General features: G+C 71.4%; 18 protein-coding genes. 9 read left to right on the top strand and 9 right to left on the bottom strand.

What is annotated here, in order from left to right; translation table 11 throughout:
- Window positions 1-23: 23 nt before the first annotated feature.
- From EAD89_RS20625 to EAD89_RS20605, 5 genes are all read left to right on the top strand, one after another.
- A complete protein-coding gene (locus EAD89_RS20625) occupies window positions 24-890 on the top strand; it encodes an extradiol ring-cleavage dioxygenase (protein WP_121676874.1) in 867 nt (288 codons plus the stop codon).
- Entirely contained in the window at window positions 887-1,249 is a 363-nt protein-coding gene (locus tag EAD89_RS20620; RefSeq protein ID WP_121653067.1) for a hypothetical protein, read from the top strand. The genes EAD89_RS20625 and EAD89_RS20620 overlap by 4 nt, the downstream gene beginning before the upstream one ends.
- Window positions 1,246-2,211 (top strand): zinc-binding alcohol dehydrogenase family protein, encoded by a 966-nt coding sequence (locus tag EAD89_RS20615; protein ID WP_121676873.1) that lies wholly within the window; start codon window positions 1,246-1,248, stop codon window positions 2,209-2,211. Before EAD89_RS20620 ends, EAD89_RS20615 begins: the two co-directional genes overlap by 4 nt.
- Before the next feature lie 84 nt (window positions 2,212-2,295).
- Window positions 2,296-3,720: an aldehyde dehydrogenase family protein gene (locus EAD89_RS20610; protein WP_121676872.1), complete on the top strand. Its 1,425-nt coding sequence runs from the start codon at window positions 2,296-2,298 to the stop codon at window positions 3,718-3,720.
- A 99-nt stretch (window positions 3,721-3,819) separates the two neighbouring features.
- Complete coding sequence (locus EAD89_RS20605; RefSeq protein ID WP_121653064.1) at window positions 3,820-4,653, top strand: helix-turn-helix transcriptional regulator; 834 nt, start codon at window positions 3,820-3,822, stop codon at window positions 4,651-4,653.
- 4 nt (window positions 4,654-4,657) lie between these two features.
- Here the strand turns inward: EAD89_RS20605 and EAD89_RS20600 are convergent, their stop codons facing one another.
- From EAD89_RS20600 to EAD89_RS20590, 3 genes are all read right to left on the bottom strand, one after another.
- A complete protein-coding gene (locus EAD89_RS20600) occupies window positions 4,658-5,479 on the bottom strand; it encodes an alpha/beta fold hydrolase (protein WP_121676871.1) in 822 nt (273 codons plus the stop codon).
- Between the two features lie 111 nt (window positions 5,480-5,590).
- Window positions 5,591-8,110, bottom strand: coding sequence for an FtsX-like permease family protein (locus EAD89_RS20595; protein WP_233578863.1), 2,520 nt, complete (start codon window positions 8,108-8,110; stop codon window positions 5,591-5,593).
- Window positions 8,111-8,118: 8 nt separating this feature from the next.
- Complete coding sequence (locus EAD89_RS20590) at window positions 8,119-8,877, bottom strand: ABC transporter ATP-binding protein (protein ID WP_121676869.1); 759 nt, start codon at window positions 8,875-8,877, stop codon at window positions 8,119-8,121.
- Between the two features lie 146 nt (window positions 8,878-9,023).
- Here EAD89_RS20590 and EAD89_RS20585 point away from each other — a divergent pair, with 146 nt between their 5' ends.
- The 3 genes from EAD89_RS20585 to sthA all read left to right on the top strand — a co-directional run bounded on the left by EAD89_RS20585 (window position 9,024) and on the right by sthA (window position 12,336).
- Window positions 9,024-10,223, top strand: coding sequence for a sensor histidine kinase (locus EAD89_RS20585; protein ID WP_121676868.1), 1,200 nt, complete (start codon window positions 9,024-9,026; stop codon window positions 10,221-10,223).
- A complete protein-coding gene (locus EAD89_RS20580) occupies window positions 10,220-10,858 on the top strand; it encodes a response regulator transcription factor (RefSeq protein ID WP_121676867.1) in 639 nt (212 codons plus the stop codon). The genes EAD89_RS20585 and EAD89_RS20580 overlap by 4 nt, the downstream gene beginning before the upstream one ends.
- A 74-nt stretch (window positions 10,859-10,932) precedes the next feature.
- Window positions 10,933-12,336, top strand: coding sequence for a Si-specific NAD(P)(+) transhydrogenase (sthA, locus tag EAD89_RS20575; protein ID WP_121653058.1), 1,404 nt, complete (start codon window positions 10,933-10,935; stop codon window positions 12,334-12,336).
- A 27-nt stretch (window positions 12,337-12,363) separates the two neighbouring features.
- On the opposite strand, the gene EAD89_RS20570 is transcribed toward sthA, so the two are convergent.
- The 5 genes from EAD89_RS20570 to EAD89_RS20550 form a co-directional block, all read right to left on the bottom strand.
- Entirely contained in the window at window positions 12,364-12,855 is a 492-nt protein-coding gene (locus tag EAD89_RS20570) for a YcxB family protein (protein ID WP_121676866.1), read from the bottom strand.
- A 105-nt stretch (window positions 12,856-12,960) separates the two neighbouring features.
- Window positions 12,961-13,353, bottom strand: coding sequence for a nuclear transport factor 2 family protein (locus tag EAD89_RS20565; RefSeq protein WP_121676865.1), 393 nt, complete (start codon window positions 13,351-13,353; stop codon window positions 12,961-12,963).
- A 68-nt stretch (window positions 13,354-13,421) separates the two neighbouring features.
- Window positions 13,422-14,222, bottom strand: a complete 801-nt coding sequence (locus tag EAD89_RS20560; RefSeq protein ID WP_121676864.1) for an alpha/beta hydrolase — start codon at window positions 14,220-14,222, stop codon at window positions 13,422-13,424.
- Window positions 14,223-14,390: 168 nt separating this feature from the next.
- A complete protein-coding gene (locus EAD89_RS20555) occupies window positions 14,391-14,678 on the bottom strand; it encodes a hypothetical protein (protein WP_233578861.1) in 288 nt (95 codons plus the stop codon).
- A gap of 11 nt (window positions 14,679-14,689) precedes the next feature.
- The gene (locus EAD89_RS20550) at window positions 14,690-15,985 is read right to left on the bottom strand and encodes an MFS transporter (RefSeq protein WP_121676905.1); all 1,296 of its coding nucleotides are present in this window, start codon (window positions 15,983-15,985) and stop codon (window positions 14,690-14,692) included.
- A gap of 222 nt (window positions 15,986-16,207) precedes the next feature.
- On the opposite strand from EAD89_RS20550, the gene EAD89_RS20545 reads away from it, so the two are divergent.
- A complete protein-coding gene (locus EAD89_RS20545) occupies window positions 16,208-16,648 on the top strand; it encodes a hypothetical protein (protein WP_121653052.1) in 441 nt (146 codons plus the stop codon).
- 184 nt (window positions 16,649-16,832) lie between these two features.
- Here the strand turns inward: EAD89_RS20545 and EAD89_RS20540 are convergent.
- On the bottom strand, window positions 16,833-17,171 hold a 339-nt coding region (locus EAD89_RS20540), incomplete at its 5' end, for a cellulose binding domain-containing protein (RefSeq protein ID WP_199733571.1).

Genomic DNA, 17,171 nt, shown 5'->3' with positions numbered 1-17,171 from the left:
TTCCAGCCCCGAGAGGAGTGGGAATGGCCTCCATCGTCGCGGTCATCGCCTCCACCCACCACCCCTTCTACTACCGGGCCAGCACGGCCACTGGCGAGGACCGGCCGCCGTTCGCCGACGAGTGGACCAGCAAGATCCTGGCCTTCCGCGAGACCCTGACCCGGGCCAGGCCCGACGTGCTGGTGATGGTCGGCTCCGACCACTTCCACCAGCTGTGGCTGGACAACATGCCGCAGTTCCTGGTCGGCAAGGCGCCCTTCTACGACGCCAACTGGTACAACGAGGAGCGCGAGTTCGGGCTGCCCCGGATGCTGCTCAAGGGCCAGGAGGACCTGTCCGGGCACATCCTGCGGGCCGGTCTGGACGCCGGCTTCGACCTCGCGTTCAGCAACGAGCTGCGGATCGACCACAGCATCACGTGCCCGATCATCACGCTGCGGCCCGAGGCCGACCTGCCGATCGTGCCGATCTACACGAACATCTTCGCGCCGCCGCTGCCGGAGCCGAAGCGCTTCGTCCAGCTCGGCGCGACGATCCGGCAGATCGTCGAGTCGTGGCCGTCGCACCTGCGGGTCGCCGTCATCGGCACCGGCCACCTCTCCCTGGAGCTGGGCGGTCCGCGACAGTTCGGCCCGCACGGCCCGGACCCGGAGTTCGACCAGCGGGCGGTCGAGTGGATCGCCAACGGCGACCTCGACGGGTGCCTGCGCGAGGTCACCCTGGACAGCCTGCACTCGCCGGGCAACGCCACCCACGGCTTCATGGACTTCATGCTCATGATGGGTGTGGCCGGTGCCGGCGTGAAGGCCGACTACGTCGACACCCTCGATCTGTTCCACACCATGGAGGCGTACTTCACCTGGTACCCGAACGGAGCGCCGGCGGCATGAGCAAATACCTGCTGAACAAGTTCCTCTTCATGGTCGACCGGGACCCGGAGCTGGTCGAGCGCTACCGCAGCGAGCCGCGCGAGCTGGTGGCCTGGTGGGAGGCCGAGTGCGCCAACACGGTGCTGAACTGTCACACCGGTGAGGCGAGCACCTGGCTGCGCTTCGACGACGTGGAGCGCGAGGCGTTGGCCACTCACGACCACGTGAAGCTGTTCGAGTTGGGCGCGCACCCGTTCCTGACCCTGACCCTCTTCATCGCCGTCTTCGAGCGGGACAACACCGAGCCGCTGGAGTACCAGAAGTCCTACGGCGCGCGGTTGGCGCACTTCGCGATGCCCTACCCGGACATCGCGACGTGATCCGCGCGGCCCTGCTCACCGCCTGCGGCACCCCACCGACGATCGTCGAGCGGCCGGCCCCCGTGCCGGCGGACGGCGAGGTGGCGGTCACCGTCGAGGCGGTGCCGATCACCCCGCTGGACGTGCTCTGCGCCAGCGGCACCAGCTACTTCGGCACGCCCGCGACCCCGTACGTGCCGGGCGTGCAGGGTGTCGGCCGGCTCGCCGACGGCACCCCCGTCTGGTTCGGCACCTCGGCCGGGATGCGGTCCGGGGTCGACGGCAGCATGGCGACCATCGTCGCGGTGCCCGCCGCGGACGTGGTGGCGCTGCCGCCCGGCGTACCGCTGATCCTGCTCGCCGCCCTCGGCCTCTCCGCGGTCGCCGCGCACGCGGCCCTCACGCACGCCGGCGACCTGGCAGCCGATGAGCAGGTCATCGTGCTCGGCGCCGGCGGCGTGGTCGGCCAGGCGGCCGTCCAGCTGGCGCTGCTCGGCGGGGCGCGGCGCGTGATCGCCGTGGCCCGCTCCGCCTCGGCGCGGGCCCGTGCCGAGGAACTCGGTGCCGCGGTCTCCGTTCCGTTACTCCCGGATGACGACGTCGCGTCGCTGGCCGAACGGCTGCGCGACGCCGCCGAGGGCCCGGTCGACCTCGTCCTCGATCCGGTCTTCGGCGTGCCGGCCGCGGCGGCGCTGCGGGTGCTGCGCCCGGGTGGCCGCCTCGTCAACCTGGGCAGCGCCGCGGGCGCGACCGCGCCGATCGAGTCGGCCGTGCTGCGCAGCGGATCGCTACGGATGATCGGCTACACCAACAACGGGTTGTCGACCGAGCAGCGGGCGGCGTCGCTGGCCGTGGTGGCCGGGCATGCGGCCGCCGGCAGACTCACCGTCGACCATGAGATCGTGCCGTTCGCCTCGGTCGCGGACGCCTGGGCGCGGCAGGACAACGGCACCGCGGCCGGCCGCGTCGTCCTCGCGCTGTGACCTGGCCGGACCCCAGCCAGGGATCGCGAAACCCTGGATAGACCGCACCTGGTTGGGGTTCGGCGCCGGTGCCACGGTCGGTGCATGACACCTTCCACCCGCACCGTCACCGGCCACTGGATCGGTGGCGAGATCGTCGCCGGCTCGGCCGGCACCCTTCCCGTCGTGAACCCGGCGACCGGCGACATCGTCGCCGAGACGCCGGCAGGCTCCGCCGCCGACGTCGACCGGGCCGTCGCCGCCGCGCGGGCCGCCTTCCCCGCCTGGGCGGCGAGCACGCCACAGCAGCGGGCGGAGGTGCTGCGCCGCCTGGGCGCCGGCCTCGCCGCCCGGCAGGAGGAGATCGCCGGGGCGATCACCGCCGAGATGGGCTCCCCGATCGGCATGTCCCGGACCGCCCAGGTCGCTTTTCCGGCCGCCGTGATCGAATCAATCGCCGGCCTCGCCGACGACTTCGCCTGGACCGAGGAGGTCGGCAACTCGCTGATCGTCCGCGAGCCGATCGGCGTGGTCGGTGCGATCACGCCGTGGAACTTCCCGCTGCAGCAGATCGTCTCCAAGCTGGCCCCGGCGCTGCTCGCGGGGAACACGATGGTCTTCAAGCCGTCCGAGAACGCCCCGCTGACCGCCCGCATCCTCGCCGAGGTCGCCGCCGAGGCCGGCGTACCCGCGGGTGTGTTCAACGTGGTGTACGGCACTGGCGCGGTCGTCGGCGAGGCCATCTCCGCCCACCCGGACATCGACATGATCTCCTTCACCGGCTCCACCCGGGCCGGACAGCGGATCGGGGCGGTCGCCGCGGCGACCGTCAAGCGGGTCGCGCTGGAGCTGGGGGGCAAGGGCGCGAACATCATCCTCGACGACGCCGACCTGCCGACGGCGGTCACCAAGGGCGTCATGATGGCGTTCGCCAACGGCGGCCAGGTCTGCGGCGCGTGGCCACGGATGCTGGTGCCCGCCTCCCGCCAGGACGAGGTCGTGGCGCTGGCTGTCGAGGCGGCGAAGCAGTTCACCGTCGGTGACCCCACCGACGAAACGACCCGGGTGGGTCCGATGGCCTCGGAGGCCCACCGGCAGAAGGTCGTCGGCTACATCGAACGGGGCATCGCCGACGGCGCCCGGCTCGTGTTCGGCGGCCCGGGCCGCCCGGAGGGCCTGGCGACGGGCGCCTACGTGCAGCCGACGATCTTCGCTGACGTCGACCCGGCCTCGGCGATCGCTCAGGAGGAGATCTTCGGCCCGGTGCTGACGATCATCCCGTACGCCGACGACGATGAGGCCGTGGCCATCGCCAACGGCACGCTGTACGGCCTGACCAGCGGCGTCTTCGGCGAGCCGGAGCACGCCCTGGCGGTCGCCAAGCGGCTGCGGGTGGGACAGGTCGACGTGAACGCCGGTCACTGGAACCCGCTCGCACCCTTCGGCGGTTACAAGCGGTCGGGCAACGGCCGCGAGTTCGGCCGCTTCGGCCTTGAGGAGTTCCTGGAGACCAAGTCCATCCAGCGTTGATCAGGCTGGGCGGGGATCGCGTGGAACAGCGCGCCCCTGCCCACCTGTTGCACTGCACGTGCCGGTTGACCGCCGGCATCCACCGATCGAGGAGTCAGCGTGGACCGCGCCCAACTCGCCAGCTTTCTGCGTACCCGACGCGAGGCGCTCCAGCCCGAGGACGTGGGACTCCCCCGGGGCCAGCGCCGGCGGACCGGTGGGCTACGGCGCGAGGAAGTGGCCGCGTTGAGCGGGATGTCCACCGACTACTACAGCCGGCTGGAGCAGCAGCGCGGGCCGCACCCGTCGGAGCAGATGCTCGCCGCCCTGGCCCGTGGCCTGCGACTCACCCTGACCGAGCGGGACCACCTGTTCCAGCTCGCCGGTCACGCCGTCCCGCACCGAGCGGTCCGAGCCGACCACGTCAACCCGGGGATGATGCGCATCCTCGACCGGCTGCACGACACCCCCGCCCAGGTGGTGAACCACCTCGGCGAGACCCTGGCGCAGACCGCGCCGGCGGTCGCACTGCTCGGCGACGAGACCCGGCACACCGGGCTGGCCCGCAGCCTGCACCACCGCTGGTTCACCGATCCGCAGGCACGGCAGTTGCACCCGGCGCGGGACCACCAGACGCAGAGCCGGCTCCTCGTGGCGCACCTGCACGCGGCGTACACCCGCGATGGACGGGACTCGCGGGCCTCCGCGATCGTCGACGATCTGCTGGCCGCGAGCCCGGAGTTCGCGCAGTTGTGGCGGGAGCATCCGGTGCCGGGCGGCTACTGCCCGCCGAAGCACTTCGTGCATCCCGAGGTGGGGCCGCTGGAGCTGCACTGCCAGACGCTGGTGGATCCCGACCAGTCCCAGACGTTGCTGGTCTTCACCGCCGTGCCCGGGTCGGAGAGCGACGAGAAGCTGCGGCTGCTCGCGGTCATCGGCGCCCAGCTCGTCTGACCCGTCAGCTCCGCAGGAACGCGAGCAGGTCCTTGTTGACCTGGTCCTGCATCGTCGCCGTCATGCCGTGCGGTGCGCCCGGGTAGTAGATCTCCTTGGCGTTCGCGACGAGCTTCGCGGTCTTGTGCGCCGAGTCCTTCACCGGCACGATCTGGTCGTCCTCGCCGTGCATCACCAGCGTCGGGATGTCGAACTTCGCCAGGTCGTCCCGGAAGTCCGTCTCGGAGAACGCCTTGATGCTCTCGTAGGCGTTCCACAGGCCGGACTGCATGCTCCACAGCCAGAACTGGTCGAGGATCCCCTTGGACACCTTCGCGCCCTTTCGGTTGGCGCCGTAGAACATCAGTGCCAGGTCCTGGTAGAACTGCGACCGGTCGGCGAAGAGCTGGGCCCGCAGGTCGTCGAAGGCGCTGATCGGCAGCCCCTCCGGGTTGTCCGCGCTCTGCACCATGATCGGCGGTACGGCGGACATGAGCACGGCCTTGGCGACCCGCTCCGTCCCGTGCCGGCCGATGTAGCGGGCCACCTCTCCCCCGCCGGTGGAGTGACCGACCACGGTGACGTCCCGCAGGTCCAGCGCCTCGATGACCGCGGCCAGGTCGTCGGCGTACCCGTTCATGTCGTTGCCGGTGCGGGCCTGGCTCGACCGGCCGTGCCCGCGGCGGTCGTGCGCGACCACCCGGAACCCGTTCTGGACGAGGAAGAGCATCTGCCCGTCCCAGGCGTCGGCGCTCAACGGCCAGCCGTGGGAGAAGGTGACGACCGGCCCCTCGCCCCAGTCCTTGTAGTAGAGCTTGGTGCCGTCCTTGGCCTTGACGTAGCTCATGCCGCTGCCTCCTGGTGGTGGGCCGGGATCGGACGGTCCTGTCCCGATGCTAGGTGCGGCCGGCGGGCGGGTCGGCCGCTTCGCCCGAATGCGGCCGACCCGCGGCCGTGCTCAGCCGTCGGCCCCCAGTGCCACCACCGGGCTGACCCGCGATGCCCGCCGAGCCGGCAGGACCCCGGCCAACGCGGTCAGGACGACCAGCGTCACGAAGAGCCCGACCAGCGGCAGCACCGGCACGGTCAACGGTGCGTTGATCCCGAGAGCCTGGACCGCCAACCAGGCGTACGGGACGCCGAGCAGCAGGCCGATGGTCGCGCCGATCACTCCGTAGAGGCCGGACTCGACGGTCAACATCGTGCGCAGGCCGGTTCGGGACAGGCCGATCGCACGAAGCAACCCGGACTCGCGTACCCGTTCCACCACCGAGAGCGCGGTCGTGGAGCCCACGCCGACGACCGCGATCAACACGGTGAGGCTGACCAGGCCGACCGCGATCCAGACCAGGGTGCGTACCAACGCGTCATTGCGGTCCCGTTCGTCGGCGAGGACCGCGAGGCCCACCCCGTCGCTGCCTCCGATCGCCTGCCGCAGCGCCCGCACGCCGGCGGTGCGGCCGTCCTCGCCGGAGCCGGCCGCGTCGGCCAGCAGACCGGTGTACGCCGTCGGCACGCCGAGCCGGTCCAGGTCGGTCCGGTCGGTGAGGATGCCCGCGTGCAGCGGGCCGTCACCGGGCAGGACCGCGGCGACGCGCACGTCGACCCTGCGCGCGGCGACGGCGAGCGTGACGGTGTCGCCGGCCCGCAGACCGGTGTCCCGGGCAACCCAGCTGTTCAGCACGATCCGGCCGGGGCCACGGTCGGCCAGCTTGCCCTGCGCCACGTCCAGATCGCCGGTGCTGGGCAACGCCGTCAGGTCCAGGTCGTTCGTCGGGTACTCGGACTCGGCGTCGCCGAGCTTGTCGCCGCCGCGCAGCAGCGTGACGTCGTCGATCCGTCGGTACGGCACCACTCGGGCCAGCGCCCCGCGCGCGGCCTCGGCCCGGCTCACGACAGCGGCCGGCAGGGTCCCACCGTTGCTGGTGACCTCGAAGTCGGTCGGCGCCGAGAGCGCCATCTCGCGGTCGACGAGGACCTGCAGCGACGTGCCGCCGATGGCCACCCCGGAGATCAGGGTCACGCCGAGCGCGACCACGACGGAGACGGCGGCCGCCCGGCGCGGCGCCCCGCCGATACCGCCGACCGACATCCGGCCGAGGGGCCCGAGCTGGCGCAGCGGCCATCCCACCACGGCCAGCACCGGACGCACCAGCAGCGGCCCGAGGGCGACCAGCGCGACGTACGCCAGCGCGCCGGATCCGATCAGCAGGAGCAGTGGCCCCGTGGGGTCGTACGACGTCTGCTCCGGCTCCGGCAACCGGCTGATCGTTGCGGCGGCGGCCAGGACCGCGCCGACGGCCAGGAGCAGCCCGAACACCAAACGCAGCCCTCCGATGCCACGCCGACCGGGGGTGGTGCTCGCCGTGCGCAGTGCCTCCAGCGGGGAGACCCGGGCGGCCGAGAGTGCCGGCGCCAGGACGGCCAGCACGGTGATCACGACGGCGCCGATCACCACGGCGACCGCCGCCGCGAGGGGCAGGCCGGGCGACGAGACCGCGTGGTCGGTGGAGCGCAGGATCGCCGGCAGCGCGTATCCGAGGGCGAGGGCGCCGACGACCCCGATGACGCTGGCGACGAGCCCGGTCAGGGCTCCCTCGGCGGTCAACGCCCCGACCAGGGTGCCCCGACCCGCGCCGACCGCGCGCAGCAGCGCGAGCTGCCGCATCCGCTGGGCGAAGACGATGCGGAAGGTCGAGGTGACCACCAGCGCCGCCGCGACGACCGCGATCGAGACGAACAGGCCGACCAGGATGAAGAGCCCACCGACCTGCTCGGCCGCCGCGTTGGCCTCCGCCTGGCGCACCTCGGCGCCGGAGCGGATCGGCCGGCCGGCCGCGACCGCGGCGACCCGTTGGCGAACGTCGTCCGCCGGCTCACCAGGGGCCACCCGCACATCGACGTGCTCCACGCCCGTCAGGCGGGCCCAGGAGATCACGACGCTGTCCGGGGCGTACGCGTCGAAGCCGGCGTCGGCGGTGGGCTCGACCATGCCGGTCACGGTCAGGCGGGCGGGCGTGGTGAGTTCACCGGCCATGCCGTCGGTAGAGGTGCCGACCGAGAGTCCGAGCCGCTCGGCGGTGCGCGGGGTGATCGCGATCTCGCCGGGCCGGTCCGGGTACCTGCCCTCGATCAGCCGGACCGTGGCCAGCGGCCCGGTGCCCGGATCGGCCTGCAGGTTGAGGTACCCCTCCCCGAGGGACACCCCGATCGTCATCCGGCCCACCGCCTCGGCCACGCCCGGCACGGCGCGGACGTGCGTCAGCTCCGTCACGGTGGGCGGCGGCTGCTCGGGGTCGCCGATGACCAGGTCGGTGGCGGCCGCGGTGCCGCTGAGGTTGTCCCGCACGGTCCGTTCGGTGATCTGCTGCACCAGCACGGTGCCGAAGACGACGAACGACGCGACCAGGATCGCCAGGCCGGTCAGGATCAGCCGGCCGGGCCGCCGGGCCGCCGCGCTGGTCTGGGTACGCAGCACCGTCGCCCTCATGCGGCGGCCGCCAGGTCACGCAGCGCGTCGGTGACCGACACCTGGTCCGGCTTGTCGATCTCGCCGGCGATCCGGCCGTCGGCGAGCAGCACCACCCGGTCGGCGTACGCGGCGGCGATCGGGTCGTGGGTGACCATGACGACGGTCTGGCCGAGGTCGCGTACCGAGTCGCGCAGGATGGTGAGCACCTCCGCGCCGGAGCGGGAGTCGAGGTTGCCGGTCGGCTCGTCGGCGAAGACCACCTCGGGGCGCGCCACCAGCGCCCGGGCCAACGCGACCCGCTGCTGCTGACCGCCGGAGAGCTCGCTGGGTCGGTGGCCGAGCCGCTGGCCGAGCCCCAGCACGCCGACCAGGTGGGCGAAGAGTTCGGCGTCGGGCTGCCGGCCGGCGAGATCCAGCGGCAGGGTGATGTTCTGCGCGGCGGTGAGCTGCGGCAGCAGGTTGAAGGACTGGAAGACGAACCCGATCCGCTCCCGTCGTACCCGCGTCAGCGTCCGGTCCGACTGGCCCGTCAGCTCCGTCCCGCCGAGCAGGACCCGGCCGGAGGTGGCCGTGTCGAGGCCGGCGAGGCAGTGCATCAGGGTCGACTTGCCGGACCCGGACGAGCCCATGATCGCGGTGAACTCGGCTCGGCCGAAGCCGACCGAGACCCCGTCCAGGGCACGGACCGCGGTGTCCCCGCTGCCGTACACCTTCACCAGGTCGACCGCGGCGACCGCGGCCTGGCTGGTTCCCGGCGGGGCATGCGTCGTCATTGTTCCTCCAGTGGCTGCGATGTGACCCGGGAAGCGTCGCTGCCACTGGCCGGTCCGCGCATCGGCCCGGGGCCAGGTATCGCCGGCGTCGGGTCTGTCTTTCGGCTGATCTGCCAGCCCCGCCCGGCTGGCTACGCTGGGTCACCATGAGCGCGCCGGACCTTCGACGACTGTGGGTACGCCTGGCCCAGGCCGCCGGCCTGGTGACCATTGGCCTGCTCACCCTCTTCGACCTGCGGTTCAGCGCGTCCGGGAGCATGAGCACGGCCGCTCTGCTGCTCCTGCTGGTGCGGTTGGGGCTGGCGGTGGCGACGGTGCCGCTCTGGCTGCCGGTGCACCGGCTGGGTTCCCGCCGGCTGCCCCTGGCCGCGCTGGCGCTCGCCACCGCCTCACTCGCCGTGACCGCGGCGATCCGGGTCGTCGCCCACAACAGCTACGTGCTCGGGGGCAGCTGGGGGCTCGCCGAGTCGGCCGGGCTGCTCGCGGTGGTCTTCGTGGTGACCCGCTGGGGCGCGTCCCGGCTCGCCCCGTGGGCGGCGGTGGCCGCCGGGTTCGCCGTCGCCGCGCTGCCGCTGCGGTCCGGCACCGACAGCCTGCTCGTGATCTTCGGTCTGCTCCAGGTGCTCGCCGCGGCCGGCGCCGCCGGGGTGGGGCTCTATCTGCGGACCATCGCGGCCGGCCGGGAACGGGCGATCGCGCTGGTCCGAGCCGAGCAGCGCGCCGAGTTCGCCCGTGACCTGCACGACTTCATCGCCCACCACGTGACCGGCATCGTGGTGCAGGCGCAGGGCGCCCGGTTCGTCGCCGAGCGGGACCCGCAGCGGGTGATCGTCGCCCTGGAGCAGATCGAGCGGGCCGGCGCGGAGACGATGGCCTCGATGCGACGGATGGTGGGGATTCTGCGCAACCCGGACGCCCCGCCGGAGGCGCCGTTGGCCCCGCTGGCCGGCGTGACCGACCTGGCGCCGCTGCTGACGGGGTTCAACGGCACGGCGAGCGCGCCGGCACGGCTACACGTCGATGGTGACCTGGACGGGCTGCCGGTGGAGGTCTCGACCTCGGCGTACCGGGTGGTGATGGAGGGGCTGACCAACACCCGTCAGCACGCGCCGGACGCCCGGTCCGTGGACGTGGCCGTGCGTCGTACCCCGGACTGGTTGCTGGTCCGGGTGGCCGACGACGGCTCGTCTGGGCGCACCGCGCCGGCGCGGGGGCACGGCTTCGGCCTGATCGGCCTCACCGAGCGGGTACGCGCTCTCGGCGGCACGATCACCGCCGGGCCTGGCGTCGCCGGTGGCTGGGTGCTCGATGCGGCCTTTCCGCTGCGCCCGGCGGTGAGCCGATGATCCGGGTGTTGATCGCCGACGACCAGGCGATGGTCCGCACCGGCTTCGGCATGATCATCGGGGCGCAGCCGGACATGGCGGTGATCGGCGAGGCTGTCGACGGGGTCGTCGCCGTCGAGCTGGCCCGGCGCCTGCGCCCGGACGTGGTGCTGCTGGACATCCGGATGCCCCGCCTCGACGGCCTCGAAGCGCTGCGGCTGCTCGCCGGGCCGGGCGTCGCCGACCCGGTCCGGGTGGTCGTGGTGACGACCTTCGACCTCGACGAGTACGTGCACACCGCGCTGTCCAACGGCGCCTGCGGTTTCCTGCTCAAGGACTCCGGCCCGGCACTGCTCGTGGAGGCGGTCCGCGCGGCCGTGTCCGGCGACGCGCTGATCAGCCCGTCCATCACGGTACGACTGCTGGAGCACCTCAGCCCACCCGCTCCGGCGCGCGACGAGGCCGGCCTGTCCCCGCGGGAACTCGACGTCGTGAAGCTCGTCGCCCGGGGCCTGACCAATGCCGAGATCGCCACCCGGCTCTTCATCGCCGTCGGCACGGTCAAGACCCACCTGGCCAGCGTGCAGATGAAGCTCAAGGCCCGCAACCGGGTCGAGATCGCCGCCTGGGCCTGGGAACGCCGCCTCGTCGACTAGGTCGGCGAAGCCGATGCCGGGCGCTCGCCGTCCGGGTCTGGCGCACGCCGCGCCATCTTGCGACGCTAACGGTTGTGTATGACTACGACCTGGTGGTGCTGGGCTCCGGACCCAGCGGGCAGAAGGCCGCGATCGCCGCCGCCAAGCTGGGCAGGCGGGTCGGCATCGTGGACCGCCGCGACATGATCGGCGGGGTGTGCATCAACACCGGCACCGTCCCGTCCAAGACGCTGCGTGAGGCCGTGCTCTATCTGACCGGCCTGAGCCAGCGGGACCTCTACGGCAGCAGCTACCGGGTCAAGGAGGAGATCACGGTCAGCGACCTGGCCGCCCGGACCCAGCACGTCATCACCCGGCAGACCGACGTCATCCGCAACCAGCTCGCCCGCAACCGCGTCGCGATGATCACCGGCACCGGCCGGTTCGCCGACGCGCACACGATCTGGGTCGACGGCGGCTCCGGTCGCGAATCCAGGGTGACGTTCGACAAAATCATCATCGCGGCGGGCACCCGACCGGCCCGCCCGGACAGCGTCGACTTCGACGACCGCACCATCGTGGACTCCGACGGTGTGATCAACCTCCAGGCCGTACCCCGCAGCATGGTCGTGGTCGGCGCCGGCGTGATCGGGATGGAGTACGCGTCCATGTTCGCCGCGCTCGGCACCAAGGTCACCGTGGTGGAACGCCGCGACCGGATGCTCGACTTCTGCGACGAGGAGATCGTCGAGTCGCTCAAGTACCACCTGCGCGACCTGTCCGTGGCGTTCCGCTTCGGCGAGGAGGTCGCCGCCGTCGAGAAGCACCAGACGGCGGCGCTGTGCATCCTGAAGAGCGGCAAGAAGATCGTCGCGGACACGGTCATGTACTCGGCCGGCCGCCAGGGCCAGACCGACGACCTGGCCCTGGAAGCAGCCGGGCTGGAGGCGGACCGGCGCGGCCGGATCAAGGTGGACGCCAACTACCGCACCTCGGTCGACAACATCTACGCGGTCGGTGACGTGATCGGCTTTCCGGCGCTCGCGTCCACGTCGATGGAGCAGGGCCGGCTGGCCGCGCAGCACGCCTGCGGCGAGCCGATCCGGGAGATGCACGGCCTCCAGCCGATCGGCATCTACACGATCCCGGAGATCAGCTTCGTGGGGCGGACCGAGGCGCAGCTGACCGACACCTCGACGCCGTTCGAGGTGGGCATCGCCCGCTACCGCGAGCTGGCCCGCGGCCAGATCGTGGGTGACTCGTACGGGATGCTTAAGCTCCTCGTCTCCCCCGACGACGGCCGGCTGCTCGGCGTGCACGTGTTCGGGACGGCCGCGACCGAGATCGTGCACATCGGGCAGGCGGTGATCGGCTGCGGCGGCACGATCGACTACCTGGTCGACGCGGTGTTCAACTACCCGACGCTGGCCGAGGCGTACAAGGTGGCCGCCCTGGACGCGTCCAACAAGATCCGCAACATCACCCGCATCGACGGTTGAGCCGCGCACGACTCGCAGTCAACCCGGTTACCGAAGCAGCCCACGTCTGGCCATGAAGGCTCGCAACGTCTCGGCATCCTCGGCTGACATCAGAAAACGTGGGATCACGGTCGCCGGCATCCGGCCGACGTACACGATCCAGAAGTCCGGGGTGTCGCTCACCTGGGCGACCCCGTCCCAGGCGATACCGCCGGACTCCGAGCCGCTGCGCATCATGATGTTGTCGTCGGTGATGTCGTAGGCGCCCTCGACGGCGTAGCGACTGGATCGGCGCCGGGCGCGCCACCGCACCCACGGCAGGTACAGCATCGACAGCAGCCCACCCACGACCATCGCCATCCACAGCGGCGAAGCCTGCTCGCCCCACGCGAACCCCCGCGAGACGACCAGACCGATCGCCCCGACCGCCGCCAGCACCGCGCCGATATAGCCGTACCTGCGCAGCCGGACACTGCCGAGCACAGCGGCCACGCGGCCCGGGTACGCGGGATCGGCGGGGACGTCGAAACGGATATGCACGTCAGAACGATAGTGCCCCCACCCTCCGGGCAGCGTCTGACTCCCGCTTCCCTGGCCGGGCAGTCGCGGACGCCGTCGGGCCAGCCGTTGCGGTGCCACACCGTCCTAGCCGGCGGTGGCCTCGTGCTGGATCTGCTCGAACTGGGCGGCCATCGCGGCGGCCACCGCCTGCGCGGCGGACAGCGGACGAACCATGACCGTCAACTCGTCGATCAGGCCGCTCTCGTCCAGGTGCAGGAAGTCGCAGCCCTCGACAGCGACGTCACCCAATCGGGCCTCGAACACCAGCGCGTGATCGCGACCGCCGTCGCCGCTCAGCTCACGGACGTACCGAAAATCCTCGAACACCCGCAGCACGCCACGCAGGATCGCCGCGGTGATTGCCTTGCCGGGGTAGGGCTTGAACGCCACCGGGCTGCGAAACACCACGTCGTCGGCCAGGGCCGCCGCGATGGCGTCGGGGTCGCGGGCTTCAACCGCCGTGCGAAAATCGATCACCGCGCCAGCGTACGGGGCTGCTCCCGTCGTCGCCGACGCCTGGAGAGGGCCCGGTGTCGGAGACGCGGTCACCGGAGGTGCTGTCGCAACCAGACCAGTGTGGCGTCGGCGATCTCGCGCCAGCCGCTGTCGATCGGCATCGAGTGCCCACGGTCGCGGAACTCCTGGTAATCGGTGACGGCCGGCGAGGCACGGTATCGCTTGACGGTGGCCTTGACGGCGACTCGATGCGCGCTGTGGTCTCTTCCGCCGGCGATCATGAGCAGCGGTCCCCGGGTCGGGTTGGCGGCGTCGATCGCGGCTGGTGAGCGTCGGGAGAGATTTGCCGATACCAGCTCGAAGACCGGCCTGCCGGGTGAGGGGACGGCCCACTGCCGGTACAACTGGTCGGACTCGGTCGCGGTGAGCGCATTGCCGTGGCTGTAGCGGAACTGACGTGCGGTCAGCGACAGCGCCCGCCGCCGGTTGGCCGGGTTGCGCAGCAGGGGCCAGCCCACGGGAACGGTCGATGGCGCGAGGTGGTTCACGCCCTTGATCGGTGGAGGTTGCAGCGCCACCGCCGCCGCTGCGAGGTCCTGAGCGAGGAGGCGCTGCGCGACCACGGCGCCGGTCGAGTGGCCGATGACGATCGGCCGTGTGCCGAGCGTGCGGATGATCTGTGCGTAGTGCGCGACGATGTCGTCGATGCCATTGCCCGCGACCCGGTCGGGCTCCTGCCGCGCTTCTGCGACAGTGCTCGGCTCACCGGGCCAGCCTGGATTCAACGGGTCATGTCCCGCCGCCCGAAACAGCTCGACCCAACTGGCCCACGACGCGGCGTGCAGGAACATGCCATGGACGAACACCACCGGCCTGCCGGTCGCTGCCATCTCCGCCCCTCCCACGGGTATCCGTGCCCGCGAACGCCGGCCACGCGTTCCACTCTCGGTGAGAAGCACGAGCGCGGCAACGCCCAGGTGCGGTAAGCGGATCATCGTGGGCGCGGTCGTCAGCGGCAGTTCAGGAGCCGGTGGCGTCGGCGGCGATCCGTCTCCTGATCAGAAGGGAGGTGCGTCCTCGCCCATCAACGCCAGCACGACGCCGCCCTTGCCGTTCTTGAGGCTCTGGACCACGACCTTGCCGCTGCTGCCGTCGGGCAGCTCCAACGTGAAGGTTTTCCCGACCGCGTTCTTGAGGCCATTGCCGGCGCTGTTGGCGAGTCGAAAGTCACCTGCCCACGGCGGGATCCCACCCCTGCGAGCGGGCTCGGCGAAGAGCGCGGCCGTGCCGGGGGTCCTGATGCCGTCCGAGGAAAGAAGCACTGAGGCACTGCGAAAGGTAGCCATATGTGCCAAGGCTATCCCGGAATGCGCTCAGCGCGTCTCATCGCCCTTGGCAATCGCAGCGCGACGACACCGGTGGCCACCAAACCGCCGACGCCCGCGACTACCAGGGTTACCGGGGCGGAGGTGGCGTCCAGCAGTAGGCCGCCGGCGATGTATGACGTCGCGGCGGCGACTCCGATGGCACCGTACAGGTTGCCGAAGACCCTGCCGAGCATGCCCGCTGGGACCGTACGTTGCAGCAGCGTGCTGGAGGCGACGTCCATGGCCGCCAGCCCGAACCCGCGGGCAGCCTGCAGGGCGATCGCGGCGGCGACGGCCCAGGCGAGCCCGGTCAGCAGGTTGCCGACACTGCTGAGCGCGAAACCTACGATCAGCAGCAGTGGCATTGACGCCCGTGTGCCCCACCGGGACAGCATGGCGTAACCGGCCACGACTCCGAGGCCGACCGCGCCCAGCAGGAGGCCGACCGCGGAATTGCCAACCTGGAAGGTTTCCCGGGCCAGTAGCACCAGTGCCACGTCATCGACCCCGTTGAAGGCGACCACCGCCGTAAAGCCGAGGAAGATCACTCGCACCGTTGGAACGCTCAACAAGTAGCCGATCCCCGCCTTGGCCTGTCGCAGCAAGGACGGCTGATGCCCGTCACCGGTCGCCGCCGGGAGTGAGGGGAGCCTCGCGAGCAGCACGGCCGAGACCAGGAACGAGACGGCGTCGACGAGCAGCAGGCCACGCACCCCGACCAACGGGAACAGTGCTGCGGCGATGAGCGGGCCGACCGCCTCGGCTGCGTTGGCGCCGAACCCGACGGTCGAGTTGGCGGTTTCCAGGTCACGGTCAGCGACCAGTGCGGGCACCGCCGCCCGAGATGCCGGTTGGAAGATCTGCGAGGCGGTGGCGCGGATCGCGACGAGGGCCAGCAGCACCGGCAGCGGAGGCAGGGTCAGCACAATGACCAGCAGGACTCCGGCTTGGATGAGTTCGCAGACGACCATCAGCCGCCGGAGATTGAGCCGATCGGTGAGGGCGCCGGTGAAGGGACCCAACAGGGATGGGGCGAAATCTCCGACGAGCAATAGGAGGGAGATCGCCAAAGCCTGGCCCGTCGTGTCGGCGACGTGGAGCATGAGCGCGACAAGGCTGAGTGAGTCGCCCGCGTACGAGACAAGCCGTGCCGAGAAGAGAGCTCGGAAGGGCCGGTTGCGGCGCAGCAGTTGGGTTGGACGCGCCGGTCCAGCCCCTGCCTGGGTGGACGCTGCGCCTGACACGTTGAATCTCCTCTGTCGGCGAAAGCTGGGGTGAGACACCATGATGCCGGCACCAAGCCGGTCACCCCAGCGCATTGTTCAACCGACGGGCAGGAGGGGTGAGCCGCGCGCTGTGCCGGTCACCGGCAAACGGGCGGGCGAACGTCATCACCTGGATGCCGGTGAGCACGCCAGCGATGCCGTATGCATCCCTGCAAGTCCGCCAAGCCGAACCCCGTAACCCCTCCGTCGCCCTTGATGAAAGACGGAGGCTAGTTTGCTCGGATGAGTCTCCTCGATGACGTCGCGAAGCGTGACAGTTGGCGCTGCTGGGTCTGCGACGAGCCCGTCGACGCCGACATGTCGGTGAACGACCCGCGTGGTCCCAGTGTCGACAGCCGCACCGCCGACAAGAAGGCCAAGGTCACCGAGCGACTCGCGCACCGTGCCTGCAACACCCGCAAGGGCGCCGTCAAGGTTGTCATCGCCTGGCCGGACCGTCTGCACGTGGTGGAACCCGCGCCGCTGATCGCCGTCGCCGAGCGACTCGAACGCAAGGGTGGCCGCGAGCTGGTCGCCCGCTGTCCAAGCAGGAAGGACGCCCAGGAGGCGGCGGACTGGCTGGCCGACCGGTTCTCCCGGCTGGTGCCCGGACTGCCGGTGACCGCAAGCGTCGACGCCGGCGGCGGACAGTACCTCGTCTCCCTGGCCACCGGCCGCCGCTGACCGTCGTCGCCAGATGCCCGCCGCCCGCACTGCCCTGACGGCCCGCGTCACCCTCACGGTGGTCGACGTCCACACCGTGGCCCTCGCAAAGTTACGAGCACCGGATCGACGTCGGCAACCACGACGGGTCCGGATCGGCCGGTGTGGAGGATCGGGGACCGTCCTCCACACCGGCCGGTGTGCGTCAGCCCGCGGCGCAGGCCGGGGTCAGGCCGCCGGCCGTGCCGTTGGCCTGGAATCCGAACTCGGTGGACTGGCCGGCGCCGACCCGGCCGTTGTAGGCCACGTTCGTCCAGCGCGTGGCGCCGGAGTCAGCGCTGCGGTTGGCGTTCCAGGCGTTGGTGACCGTCGCGCCCGACGGCAACGTGATCGTCACCGCCCAGGAGTTGATGGCCGATGATCCGGCCGTCACCTTCACCGTCGCCACGAAGCCACCTGTCCACTGGTTCACCGACACGGTCGCGGTGCAGCCACCGGGCCCCGGGGGCTGCACCGCGACCGTGTCGGTGAACCAGTGGACAGG

This window comes from Micromonospora sp. BL4 (assembly GCF_003667505.1).
Taxonomy (GTDB): domain Bacteria; phylum Actinomycetota; class Actinomycetes; order Mycobacteriales; family Micromonosporaceae; genus Micromonospora.
This window is presented reverse-complemented; position numbering and strand designations above follow the sequence as displayed.

Coding starts and splice junctions, on each gene's coding strand:
- EAD89_RS20625 (WP_121676874.1), top strand. CDS start 24: ATGGCCTCCATCGTCGCGGTCATCGCCTCCACCCACCACCCCTTCTAC.
- EAD89_RS20620 (WP_121653067.1), top strand. CDS start 887: ATGAGCAAATACCTGCTGAACAAGTTCCTCTTCATGGTCGACCGGGAC.
- EAD89_RS20610 (WP_121676872.1), top strand. CDS start 2,296: ATGACACCTTCCACCCGCACCGTCACCGGCCACTGGATCGGTGGCGAG.
- EAD89_RS20600 (WP_121676871.1), bottom strand. CDS start 5,479: ATGAGCTACGTCAAGGCCAAGGACGGCACCAAGCTCTACTACAAGGAC.
- EAD89_RS20590 (WP_121676869.1), bottom strand. CDS start 8,877: ATGACGACGCATGCCCCGCCGGGAACCAGCCAGGCCGCGGTCGCCGCG.
- EAD89_RS20585 (WP_121676868.1), top strand. CDS start 9,024: ATGAGCGCGCCGGACCTTCGACGACTGTGGGTACGCCTGGCCCAGGCC.
- EAD89_RS20580 (WP_121676867.1), top strand. CDS start 10,220: ATGATCCGGGTGTTGATCGCCGACGACCAGGCGATGGTCCGCACCGGC.
- EAD89_RS20560 (WP_121676864.1), bottom strand. CDS start 14,222: ATGGCAGCGACCGGCAGGCCGGTGGTGTTCGTCCATGGCATGTTCCTG.
- EAD89_RS20555 (WP_233578861.1), bottom strand. CDS start 14,678: ATGGCTACCTTTCGCAGTGCCTCAGTGCTTCTTTCCTCGGACGGCATC.
- EAD89_RS20550 (WP_121676905.1), bottom strand. CDS start 15,985: ATGGTGTCTCACCCCAGCTTTCGCCGACAGAGGAGATTCAACGTGTCA.
- EAD89_RS20545 (WP_121653052.1), top strand. CDS start 16,208: ATGAGTCTCCTCGATGACGTCGCGAAGCGTGACAGTTGGCGCTGCTGG.